The 11,871-nt window shown below is 69.2% G+C and carries 8 protein-coding genes and 2 pseudogenes; 6 read left to right on the forward strand and 4 right to left on the reverse strand.

Going from position 1 to position 11,871, the window contains the following annotated elements; genetic code table 11:
• Positions 1-135 precede the first annotated feature (135 nt).
• From AB0L29_RS13170 to AB0L29_RS13185, 4 genes are read left to right on the forward strand one after another with little or no spacing between them, the layout of a single operon-like run.
• The gene (locus AB0L29_RS13170) at positions 136-558 is read left to right on the forward strand and encodes an SseB family protein (protein ID WP_365826697.1); all 423 of its coding nucleotides are present in this window, start codon (positions 136-138) and stop codon (positions 556-558) included.
• The gene (locus AB0L29_RS13175; RefSeq protein WP_365826423.1) at positions 548-1,213 is read left to right on the forward strand and encodes a hypothetical protein; all 666 of its coding nucleotides are present in this window, start codon (positions 548-550) and stop codon (positions 1,211-1,213) included. Before AB0L29_RS13170 ends, AB0L29_RS13175 begins: the two co-directional genes overlap by 11 nt.
• 2 nt (positions 1,214-1,215) lie before the next feature.
• Complete coding sequence (locus tag AB0L29_RS13180; RefSeq protein WP_365826425.1) at positions 1,216-5,982, forward strand: putative T7SS-secreted protein; 4,767 nt, start codon at positions 1,216-1,218, stop codon at positions 5,980-5,982.
• 7 nt (positions 5,983-5,989) lie between these two features.
• Positions 5,990-6,748, forward strand: a complete 759-nt coding sequence (locus AB0L29_RS13185) for a hypothetical protein (protein ID WP_365826427.1) — start codon at positions 5,990-5,992, stop codon at positions 6,746-6,748.
• Between the two features lie 337 nt (positions 6,749-7,085).
• Here the strand turns inward: AB0L29_RS13185 and AB0L29_RS13190 are convergent, their stop codons facing one another.
• Positions 7,086-7,211 (reverse strand): hypothetical protein, encoded by a 126-nt coding sequence (locus AB0L29_RS13190; RefSeq protein ID WP_365826428.1) that lies wholly within the window; start codon positions 7,209-7,211, stop codon positions 7,086-7,088.
• Positions 7,212-7,559: 348 nt separating this feature from the next.
• Between AB0L29_RS13190 and AB0L29_RS13195 the strand changes: the two are divergent.
• Together AB0L29_RS13195 and AB0L29_RS13200 are read left to right on the forward strand one after the other, a co-directional pair.
• A pseudogene (locus AB0L29_RS13195) lies at positions 7,560-8,662 on the forward strand (RHS repeat-associated core domain-containing protein); the annotation flags it as partial.
• Positions 8,659-9,459, forward strand: coding sequence for a hypothetical protein (locus AB0L29_RS13200; protein WP_365826430.1), 801 nt, complete (start codon positions 8,659-8,661; stop codon positions 9,457-9,459). The pseudogene AB0L29_RS13195 and the gene AB0L29_RS13200, both read left to right, overlap by 4 nt.
• 340 nt (positions 9,460-9,799) lie before the next feature.
• On the opposite strand, the pseudogene AB0L29_RS13205 reads toward AB0L29_RS13200, so the two are convergent.
• The 3 genes and pseudogenes from AB0L29_RS13205 to AB0L29_RS13215 all read right to left on the reverse strand — a co-directional run.
• A pseudogene (locus AB0L29_RS13205) lies at positions 9,800-10,081 on the reverse strand (IS701 family transposase); the annotation flags it as partial.
• A gap of 550 nt (positions 10,082-10,631) precedes the next feature.
• Complete coding sequence (locus AB0L29_RS13210) at positions 10,632-11,009, reverse strand: hypothetical protein (RefSeq protein ID WP_365826432.1); 378 nt, start codon at positions 11,007-11,009, stop codon at positions 10,632-10,634.
• Positions 11,006-11,665: an ISAs1 family transposase gene (locus tag AB0L29_RS13215; RefSeq protein WP_365826434.1), complete on the reverse strand. Its 660-nt coding sequence runs from the start codon at positions 11,663-11,665 to the stop codon at positions 11,006-11,008. The genes AB0L29_RS13210 and AB0L29_RS13215 overlap by 4 nt, the downstream gene beginning before the upstream one ends.
• Positions 11,666-11,871: the final 206 nt, after the last annotated feature.

Genomic DNA, 11,871 nt, shown 5'->3' on the forward strand with positions numbered 1-11,871 from the left:
CGCGGCAGCGCCAGACGACGGACGCGCGAGGGATGGGCTCCGTTGTGAAACCTCATGAGAACCAGCGGTGCTTCGGCGTGCGTCTGTTCTACGGTGCCGGTGGTGGCATCAGTGATCGAGGACGAGGGGGAGGCCGTGGAGCGGGCCGGGACGGCGTTGGCCGGGCGGATTGCCGAGCGGAGGGCGGGGGTTGGTGATCCTCGGGCTCTGGTGGGTGAGATGCGGCGTTCGGTGCTGTTGGTGCCGGTGGCCGGTGGGGGTTTGTGGTCGGCGCGTTCGGGTGGGGTGCGGTGGGTCTGCGCTTTCACCGACGAGGCGGCATTGGCCCGGTTCGCCCTGCGCCACGCGCCCGGTGGTCGGTCCATGGAGTACGCGGCGCTGCTGGGTGCGCGGATCGTGGACGAGATCGTGCCGTCCCTGGGTGAGCCCGCTGGTCTGGCCGTCGACATCGCCAGCGAGGAGGGGGCGATGTTCTTCCCGCCGGTGACGGGGATCGTTGCGGACGGTGTGGCCGTCGACCGCGACGTGCACGAGGAGGGGGACGGCCGTGGGCGGTGAGGCAGGGGAGCTCAGCTTCGACAAGGCGTCGGTGGCGAAGTTCATCCAGGGGGTGGGCGCGGTCATCGACCAGCTCGGTGAGCTGGGCGGCGCCACGGGGTCGGTGATGGGCAAGGGTTTTTCCGAGCTGTCGATGACGGGGATGGAGGCAGGTCACCACGGTCTGTCGGTCGACTTCGAGGATTTCTGCGAGCGCTGGGAGTGGGGCGTGCGGGCGCTGGTCAGCGACGCCAGCGAGATCGCCGACCGGCTGGGGCTGGCGGCGGGCACCCAGTGGGAGCACGACCAGTACGTGGAGGGCGCGCTGAAGGTGGGCGCCAACTCGCTGATGGGCGGCAATCCGCACGCCTCGGAGGAGGAGATCACCCAGCAGGACTGGGGTGAGGTGGTCACCCCTGACTACCTGGACCCGGACTGGAGTTCGCAGTCGTGGGAGCGGGCCGGGCAGGAGATGGAGCAGACCTGGAAGGACACCGGCCGCACCGTTTTGACCGAGGGGCAGGGCGGCCGGCAGTCGCAGGTGCTCAATGACGCGCTGGGCATCTCCGACGACCAGTGGAACCAGGCGCTGGACGACGCCTTCGGTCCGTCGCCGCAGGAACGCGCCCGGCAGGCGCAGCAGCAGGGCGGGCAGGACGGCGGCGGGGGTAACTGAGCGTGGGTATCGGTGACTTCATCAGTGACATCACACCGGACTCGGTGGAGAAGGCGGTCGAGGACGGTGTCGAGTGGGTCGGCAACCGGGTCGAGGACGCCGGGAAGTGGACCGCGGACCGGCTCGACGATGTCGGCTGGGAGTCCGGTGCGGACTGGGTGCGCGAGCAGTCGCGTTCGGTCGCCAACCGGATGGGCGCCGAGGTCGACGAGATGGACCTCGGGCAGACCGAGGACAAGACCAAGCTCATCTACGGCAGTGCGGACAAGCTGCGCTCCACCGCCCAGAAGCTGCGCGCCTTCCAGAAGGCGTTCGACGACGCCGGCAGCGGTCTGAAGGGGCTGGACTCCTCGCAGCTCAAGGGCGAGGCGGCCGAGGCGCTGCGCAAGGCGGTGGGCACCCAGCCGCCGAAGTGGTTCACGGGGGCGGACGCGTGCGAGAAGGCGGCCGCCGCGCTGGAGGCGTTCGCCTCCACCGTGACCTGGGCGCAGGGGCAGGCCCAGACGGCGATCGACAGGTGGAAGGAGGGCGTGAAGGCCTCGGAGGAGGCCGCCGACGCGCACCGCAAGAAGGTCGACGACTACAACAAGGCGGTCGACCGCTACAACGCCCAGCCCGCCGACCGGCGCGACCCCGCCACGCTGCCGCCGCGCCCGGCCGCCACGTTCCAGGACCCGGGCAAGAAGCTGATGCAGCAGGCGCAGGAGATCCTGGCCGAGGCCCGCAAGCAGCGCAACACGGCCGCCGAGAGTGCCCGCGCCGCGGTGCGCGCCGCCCGCGACAAGGCCCCGCAAAAACCCTCGTACGCGCAGCAGGCGGGCGACGGGCTGCGGGAGCTGCAGATCATGGGCGACCACGTCGGCGGCGGGATCATCAAGGGCACCGCCGGGCTGGTCAACTTCGTGCGCGGCATCAACCCGCTGGACCCCTACAACATCACCCACCCCGCCGAGTACGCCACCAGCCTCAACAGCCTGGCCGCCGGGCTGGTGGTCGCCGTCAACGACCCGGTCGGCACCGGCAAGCAGATGGTCAGCGACTTCATGAAGGACCCGGCCGAGGGATTTGGCCGGCTGATCCCCGACCTGGCGCTGACCGCGGCCACCGCCGGCGGCGGCGCCGCGGTCAAGGGCGTGCGGATCGCCGCCGACGCCGCCGACGCCGCCCGCGCGCGCAAGCTGCTCGACGACGCCCCCGACGGCGCCCACAACCGGCCCGACACCGCCCGCACCACCGACGGCACCGACCCCGTCGACCTCGCCTCCGGCCGGATGTTCCTGCCCCAGACGGATGTGGCGATCCCCGGCATCCTGCCGCTGGTCTTCACCCGCCGCACCGAGTCCGGCCTGACCGCCGGCCGCTTCCTGGGCCCGTCCTGGACCTGCACCGTCGACGAGCGCCTGGAGATCGACCCGGTCGGCGTCGTCCACGTCACCGCCGACGGCCTGCTCATCCCCTACCCGCACCCCGTCCCCGGCGCCCCCACCCGCCCCGAGTCCGGCACCGCCCGCACCCTGCTGGCCCGCGACACCGACGGCGACTACACCCTCACCGACCCCGACACCGGCCTGATACGCCACTTCACCGCCCCGCCCGGCACCGAACCCGGCGGCGACGGCACCGCCTGGCTGGCATCCCTCACCGAACGCAACGGCCACACCATCACCGTCGACCGCACCGACGACGGCCTGCCCCTGGCCCTGGTCCACTCCGCCGGCCACCAGCTGAAGCTGACCTGCACCGACGGCCACATCACCGCCCTGTCCCTGACCGGCGCCGGCGAGGCGGGCACGGACCTGCCGCTGATGTCCTACGGCTACCAAGGCGGCAACCTCACCACCGTCACCAAACCCTCCGGCGCCACCACCACCTTCGTCTACGACGACCGCCGCCGCGTCACCGCCTGGATCGACTCCAACCACAGCCGCTACGACTACACCTACGACGACCGCGACCGCGTCGTCGCCGAAGGCGGCGAAGCCGGCCACGTCCAGATCACCCTCACCTACACCGACCCCGACCCCGACACCGGCCACCGCACCACCACCCTCACCACCGCCGACGGCCACACCACCCGCCACCTCATCGACCACCGCTGCCGGGTCATCGCCACCACCGACCCCCTCGGCCACACCACCCGCTACACCTACGACCCGAGCGGCAACCTCCTCACCCACACCGACCCCCTCGGCCACACCACCACCCACTCCTACGACGAGGACGACCGGCTGGTCTCCGTGGTCCGTCCGGACGGCACCGAACTGCGCATCGTGCGCAACCCACTCGGGCTGCCGACGGAAGTCGTGGGGCCGGACGGCGCCCGCACGACCTACGCGTACGACGAGCGCGGCAACCGCATCGCGGTCATCGACCCGATCGGTAAGACGACCCGTTCCGTCTACGACGACGCCGGCCGCCTCACCCGGGTCACGGACGCCCTCGGGGACACGGCATCGGTGGTGTGCGACGCGGCGGGACTGATCGTGGAGGTGAGCGACCCGTCCGGCGCCATCACCCGCACCGAGCGGGACGGGCTCGGCCGTCCGGTTCGTATCACCGACCCGACGGGCGGTGTCACCCGATTGGAATGGAATGCGGACGGGCAGCTCGCCCGCCGCACTGGCCCGGACGACAGCACCGAGTCATGGAGCTACGACGGCGAGGGCAACTGTCTGACCTACATCGATGCCTCCGGCGGCGCCTCACGCTACGAGTACACCCACTTCGACCTCCCGCTCGCCACCGTCCGGCCCGACGGCGGCCGCTACGAGTTCGAGCACGACAACGACCTGCGCCTCACCCGGGTCACCGATCCGCGGGGTCTGACCTGGACCTACGAGTACGACGCGGTAGGCAACATCGTGTCCGAGACCGACTTCGACGGGCGCACCTTGACCTACCGTCTGGACGCCGCTGGCCGGCTCATCGAGCGGGTCGACGCGCTCGGCGGGACCATCTCGTTCGAGCGCGACCAGCTCGGCCAGGTGCTCCGGAAGAACGTCGACGGCCGGGTGACGACCTACGCGTACGACTCGGCGGGCCGCCTCCTGGAAGCGGTCGGACCGGAGAGCCAGCTCCGCTACCAGTACGACCGCCGCGGCCAGGTCAAGACGGAGCTGGTGGACGGCCGCCCGCTCGTCTACTCGTACGACGAACTGGGACGACGCGTCCGCCGGACGACCCCCACCGGCCATGTCACCACCTACGCGTACGACTCCGACGGATCTCCCGCGCGGCTGACCACGGGTGACCGGCAGATCGACTTCACCCACGACGCCGCCGGCCGTGAGCTGACCCGCGTCTTCGGGAACGCGATCACCATGACGTCGGTCTGGAACGAGGCCGGACGGCTCGCCGAACAGCACGTCACCGCCGGAGTCCGGGCCGTCAACAGCCGTTCCTACGCCTACCGGGCCGACGGGCGTCTGCTCTCCGTCGCGGACCGGCTATCGGGCACCCGCACCTTCGAGCTGGACCCAATGGGCCGGGTCACTGCTGTCCATGCCCCCGGATGGACGGAGCGGTACGCGTACGACCAAACGGGCAACCAGACCTCGGCGTCCTGGCCGGACCGGCACCCGGGCCACGAGGCCGTCGGGCCACGCGCCTACGACGGCACCAGAATCACCCACGCCGGAGGCGTCCGCTTCGAGTACGACACTCTCGGCCGCATCACCCTGCGCCAGAGGACCCGCCTCTCCCGCAAGCCCGACACCTGGCGCTACGAGTGGGACACGGAGAACCGCCTCACCTCCGTCACCACCCCGGACGGGACCCGGTGGCGGTATCGCTACGACCCGCTGGGCCGGCGCACCGCCAAGCAGCGCTTGGCGGCCGATGGCGAGAGCGTGGTCGAGGAGATCCGTTTCACCTGGGACGGCCTCACCCTGTGCGAACAAACCAGCCACCAGCCGGACGCACCCCACTCGGTCGCCCTCACCTGGGACCACCGGGACGTCGTCCCGCTGACCCAGACCGAGCGTCTCCTGACGGTCGACGACCGCCAGGAGGAGATCGACCGCCGGTTCTTCGCCATCGCCACCGACCTGGTCGGCACCCCCACCGAATTGATCGATGAGTCCGGCGACATCGCCTGGCGCACCCGCAGCACCCTGTGGGGCACCACCGCCTGGGCCCGCGACAGCGGCGCCTACACCCCGCTGCGCTTCCCCGGCCAGTACTACGACCCCGAGACCGGCCTCCACTACAACTGCTTCCGCCACTACGATCCCGAGACCGGCCGCTACACCTCCCCGGATCCGCTCGGGCTGGCCCCCTCGCCCAACCCCGTCGGCTACGTGGACAACCCGTACACGACGTGCGACCCGCTGGGGCTCATGCCCAAGTACACGAAGGAGGAGAAGACCCGGAAGCGGCTCGACAAGGTCGTGGACGATGTCATCGACAGGGCGCAGAACGGCGAGTTCAAGAAGCACGCCAAGTACCACGGGGACGAGATGCACGCCTTCACCGACGAGCGAGTGCTGGAGATCCTCAAACAACCGGACGCGGTGTACCAGTCGACGGGCACGGCCGGGAAGCTCATTTTCCGGCAGGGCGACGACGTCGTCGTGCTCCATGGGCCCGGCAGCAGCCAGGGCCAGGCCATCACGGCGTACGGACCATCGGGCATCAAGGGCGACTCAGGGGCGGAGGCGCTCGGCGGCAAACCCACGGACCCCGGTGCGCCCGTGACCCATGAGGACATCGTGGAGGGCAGGATTCCTGGCAAGGACGGCTACATGGCTCCGGGCGTGCAGATCAGATGAGGCGGTAATGACCATGAAACTGACCTTCGACGGCGACTGGGCCGCGTCGGTGACGGACGATCCGCTGCTCCTCACGCCCCGCTTCACGGGCAACTCCGTGGACCTCTCTCACCACGCGGACGTGAAGGAACGCGAGCGGTTTCTGGTGGCCACGTTCGGCAGCCGGGACTGGCTGTGGGACAGTCCCGACGTCCTCCGGTTCGATCCGGACAGCCGGAATCTGGTCGGGGCCGAGTTCCAGATGCCGTACGTCTCCGCGGACGCCGAAACCGTCTCCCGGCTTCCGGACCTGCCGAGGACACGCCCCGGCGGACTCCGTGCAGACGAGGTCCGCGACTTCCGGCAGGAGATGTGCACGGTACTGTGCCGTGCCCCCGGGGATTCCGTACTGGCCTGTCTGCGCGATCTCGACGTCCTCGACGAGCCACTGGAAGCGGGCATCGGCATCGCCCCCGACGTGGCACTCCTCGTCCAGCACGGCACCGTCGTCGGCTGGAGCCTGACCGACCCGGCCCGCTACCTGACCACCGGGTTCACCACCCCCGACTCCACCCCGCCCTCCCCTGCCACCCGCCGCCTGCTCACCGAGTGCCTGGACCTGATCACCACCCCGGTGATCGACGACCTGGTGGACGGCGAACCGGCCGCCCTCGCCCGGCTCCGCGCCGCCGACGAAGCCCTGTGCGCCCAGGACGAGGACCGGCACCGGGCCGACGCCCTGCGCACGCTCATCACCACGCTGGTCGACGACTACGCGGACCAATGAATCAACAAAGGCGAGTAATTCGCAGGGGACCGCGGAGCATTGCATTCCTGGGGACGGAGGACCGGGGCCGTACCGCACGTGCCGCAGGCCAAGCCGGCTGCGGAGTACATGGCTCTGGTACGGCCGGTGTGGCTCTACACCGTCGTCCCCGGCCTGCCCGAACTGGCCCCGCACCGAGCCGCAACGGCGGCCCTGAAGGGAACGGCTGAACATCACATCTGTGGCCCCACGGGGACCAGCGTGACCTGCGGATCACCAGCGAAGGCAGCGAACGGCCCTGGTTCCCTGCTGATTTCAAGGACCACACCTGGCCGAATCACCTGGTCGGCAAACTCCCTCAGCCGGCCCGGACCACGGGCGGCTCGTCCCACTGCGGCCAGACCAGGGCACCGAGTGCCTCGGGGCTGCGAAGGAGGTCCTTGTTGAGCCAGTCGACAATCACGTCGAGCGGTGCCCCCGTCACAAGGGCAGACGGCGGATCGTAGTCCAGGGAGCCATCCGCGCCGTCGAGGCGGGCGCGGGCCGCCTCGACGGCGTCACCAGTGATTACCAGCCGACTCAGGAAAGACGCGACCCGGTCCTCACGATCGACTTCCTGCCCCGCGTCGGCACCCTCTGGCCCGGGACGTCCCGATCGGTGACCCCAAGGTCAGCCCGCTGTTCGTCGACCACACCGGCTCGCCGCCGATGACCGTCTTCAGCGGCAGCCGCGATGTCCTGGACTCCGATGCACTCCGCCTCGTCTCCCGCAACCCCGGCACTACCCGGCCGGGCGCCACGGCGCCGCCGGAGAGGGGCGGCCTGGTCCACCTCCCACCCCGGCCACGAGGCCACCGATCCCCGCACCTACACCGGCCCCACCATCGCCCGGGCCGGCAACGTCTGCTTCGAACACGACGCCCTCGGCCGCGTCGTCCTGCGCCGGAAGACCCGTCTTTCACGCGAGCCCGATACCTGGCGCTACGAATGGGACGCCGAGGACCGTCTCACCGCCGTGGTCACACCGGACGGCACCCGGTGGCGCTACCTCTACGACCCGTTGGGTCGCCGCACCGCCAAGCAGCGGCTGGCGGACGACGGATCGGTCGCCGAGGAAATCCGTTTCAGCTGGGACGGCATGACCCTCTGCGAGCAGACCACGGTCTCCACTGACCTGCCGAACCCGGTGGCCATCACCTGGGACCACCGTGGCCTTGTGCCCCTGGCCCAGACAGAACGCATCCTCGCCCCGGACGTCCGTCAGGAGGAAATCGACCGGCGCTTCTTCGCCATCGCCACCGACCTGATCGGCGCCCCCACCGAACTGGTCGACGAGACCGGCGAGATCGTCTGGCGCACCCGCACCACGCTCTGGGGCACCACCGCCTGGGCACGGGCAAGTACGGCCTGCACCCCCTGCGCTTTCCCGGCCAGTACTACGATCCCGAGACCGGCCTCCACTACAACTACTTCCGCCACTACGGTCCCGAGACCGGCCGCTACACCTCCTAGGACCCGCTGGGACTCGGCCCTGCGCCCAACCCTGCCGCCTATGTCGACAATCCGCATTCCTGGACGGACCCGCTGGGGCTCGCCCCGTGCCCTCGGGGCGCTTGGGCGGACAAGGCTGATTTCTCCAGCCAGAAGGTGATGAGCAAGAAGTTCCACGCTCACGCGGGTGACTTCCTCGACAATCCCGGCAACTTGAACAAGTCCAACCTGCAACGGTTCGAAGAGGCCATGCGTGAGCACATGACAGCAGATGGAACGAAGATCTACCGGTTCGACTACAGAAATCAGGGACCGGCGGTCGGGTTCATCGATCCCACATCCCAGAAAATGGTCATGCTGCACGCCGATGGTAGATTCTGGTCGGCCTGGAAACTGGGTGACAAACAGTTCCAGGGAATCATTGACAAGGGGTTTCTGTGGTGACCAGTCCAGAACACGGAAAGCCATCGGACCTGGGGAACGTACTCGATACGGACGGCACCTTCGCCTCGTCCTGGCTACGGGAGAAATCGGTGGCCCCGGTGCCCGTGGGCGCGCAGATCGACGCGGCGCTGGCCCGCCGGATCAAGGCCGGCTGCCGTGCCGTCGGGGCCGCGTACATCATCGCCACGAGCCTCGTCGACACCCCCGGTGCGACATCCCGGCTAGCCGCCGACGCGGACTGCACAGGCATCCGCCCGCCCTGCCTGCTGCGTACACCCGACGCGCAAGGAGCCGTCCTCTTTCCGGAAGAAGGCTACGCACTGATCGCGGGAACCGCCGCTTTCATGGCCGCCGCCGTCAGCGAGGGCGCCGACACGGCGCGCGCACGCTTCGGCCGTTACGCGCGCAGTCTCCTGGAACGTCACCTCTCACTGGCGTCCGTGGCCACCTCTTACCCACCCGGCCACAGGGCCTGGTCCCACCTCGGCGACGTCGACCCGGACAGTGCGGCAGCACGGCAACTCGAGCTGCTGGACGCATTCACCGACGGGACGTGCAGCGCACCGGACTTCGCGCATGACTGGTGGGAGGCCCGGCGCTCCTCCCAGGCGAACGGGGAGCGGGTCCAAGGGGCGCTCGGCGATCTCTTCGACCAGGTGTTCATGATCCTCGAGGACTACTCGGTCGACCCTGGCCTCGCAGAACCCGGCGATCTCGACGACGCCGGACTCCAGACCGCCGTACGCGCGGCCTGGGAGGCGTTTCGTCAGCGCGGAACCGACCGGAGCCGACAGTGAACGGGAGGTCAGGGATCATGAAGGACCGGCAGGCACCAAAGTGGCTGGACACCCTTGGGCGCTGCGGACTTGAGGTGACGGGAAGGCGGCACCTGACGGCCACCCCGTGAACACCGCCATCTCTGCGGTCAGCGGATTCGAGGTGCGGCCGGTTGCTCCCCATCGATGACGCCGACGCCGTGCTCTCCGAGAGTGTCGAGAGAGCGCGAAATCACGTCACAGGCAACGTGTATGGGGAAACCCTAGTACTCCAGTGAGACTTCGTGTCCTGAGCTGGCATTTCTTCGGTATTGGCATCGTCGGGCGATGACTTGGTGGTGTCGGCGCCAGTGGGACCAGTTCAGAGCGTACTGACGCTGGTCGAGTTCGGGTCGTGGGTGAGGCAGAAGAGTGTCCAGCAGTCGCCGGATCTCCGCCACGGTGAGCGGGAGGAGGCTGCTGGGTTCGTTTCTGCTGTTTCCCGGCGGCCTGCTTGGGCGGCCGGGGCGGTGAGGACAGCGTGGGCGAGCATGGCCAAGGTGATGTGCCGATACCAGCCGGAATAGCGGCGGACCTCGTACTCGTTCAGGCCGCACTCGTTCTTCGCGGCCTGGAAACACTCCTCGATGGCCCAGCGGGAGCCAGGGCCTCGGCGTAGTCGCGTTGCGTCCGGTTTGCGATCATCCGAGGCCGAGGAGTGCGAGGGGCCATCGGGGATCGCGGGCGTTGCGTCGCAGGCCTGCGACGCAATGTTGGAGCACACCGGTCTCTTAAAGCGGGTCGCCGCAACTCCTACAGGTGTCTTCGCCATCGTCGTACATAACGCCGCAGCAGTACGTGGGGCCGCCGCTGACTTCATAACAAGCGCTACACATCTGAGACTCGTCGTCCCAGTCAGTCGCGTTCTCGACGGGATTGTCACAGCCTGTACAGACAAGCGCTGTCACCGCGCGTCACCCCAGCAATCGGAGGAGGTAAACGGAGAGCAGTAATCGCTGTCGTGTCGTTCGGAGTAGTCGCTCATGTTGGCTGTCGGCTTACCACAGTTCGGACACGTGGGGTGTTCACCCGGACATGTGCGATTGTTGTGCCCACCGAGTCCACATACCCTGCATGCCATGACGACAGGGTAGATGAACCTCAGCCGTCGGACCCAAGGCTTCAGCAAAGACTGGATGACGTCCGGCTTGTGATCATGCGAGGCCGAGGAACGCGAGGGGTCGGCAGGCGTTGCGTGCGTTGCAGCGGAGGCCGACGGCCATGTTCTTGACGCCGCCCAGGCGCATGGCGCCGATGGCGAGATTGCGCCAGGTCGTTATCACCCGGGGTGCATTGCCTGCCCGCAGTTGGGAGGCGTCCTCGCCAAATGTGGTGTCGCGGACGTGGTGCAGGGTCTCGAGCTTCCAGCGGTCTCGGACCAGCTGTGCGAGCCGGGCGGGGGCGGCCTGCTCGGCGGTCAGGCTGGTCACCGCGTAGACGGTGGTGATGGTGGTCTTGCCGGTCTTGCGGTCGGTGCGATGGCGCTTGATCTGGACGGCCTGGCAGGCGCCGGGAAAGAGCAGGTTGTTCACGGTGGCGACCTTGATTCGGCGGATCTCCGCGCGGCCGTGGCCGCTGCCGCTCGTGCGGCCCTGGAGCGGGATGCCCTTCCAGGAGGGGACTTCAGCTGCTTGCGCAGTTTCTTCTGCTTGCCCTTGACGATCGCGATGTAGTGAGCCCGGCGGCCCAGAAGGTAGCTGGCGTGCTCGCGCTGGGTATGCAGTGCGTCGCTGGTGACGACCGTCCCGGCCAGGTCGGCGACGGTGTCCAGCAGCGGCTGGAAGCAGGTGGTCTCGCCGATGTCGAGCTGGGCCAGGACCAGGCCGGTGTTGTGCTCCACCGCCGCAAGAAGGTGGATCTTCCGTCCCCTCGCCCTGGCCGCGCCGCGCAGGGAGTTGCCGTCCACGGACAGTCCGCGCAACCCGGAGCCGGCGGGGCAGCGGTCGGCAAGCCAGCCGCCCACCGCCCGGTCCAGCGCGTCGCCGTCGACGCGCGCGAGCAGGCGGCGCACTGTCGTCTCGGCCGGCACCAGCCGCCTGGGCAGCACCGGATCGGGGCGTACACCGAGCCGTTCCAGCACCTGGGGCGGCGCGTCCGCGATCCACTCGCCGACTGCCAGCAGCGAAGTCGCCCCCGCCAGCACCGCGCACGCGGCCAGGGCGAGGACAACGGCGAACGCGTGCCGCACACCGCGAGGGTCCCGTGGGTCCGGCACCTCGGCCAGCCGTTCCAGCAGGCCGCCACCTCCCCGGGCCCGACGCCGGGCTGCTCACGGAGCTGGTCAAGGGCAGGCGGAATCGGCAATGATGCGTCGGCAGGCACGGTCTTCCAGGCAGGTCACGGGGCGTAGAGGACTCCATGATTTTGGAAATCCGTGCCTGTCCTGCCTCCGGG

Origin of the sequence: Streptomyces sp. NPDC052701 (assembly GCF_040678355.1) — a bacterium.
Lineage (GTDB): Bacteria > Actinomycetota > Actinomycetes > Streptomycetales > Streptomycetaceae > Streptomyces.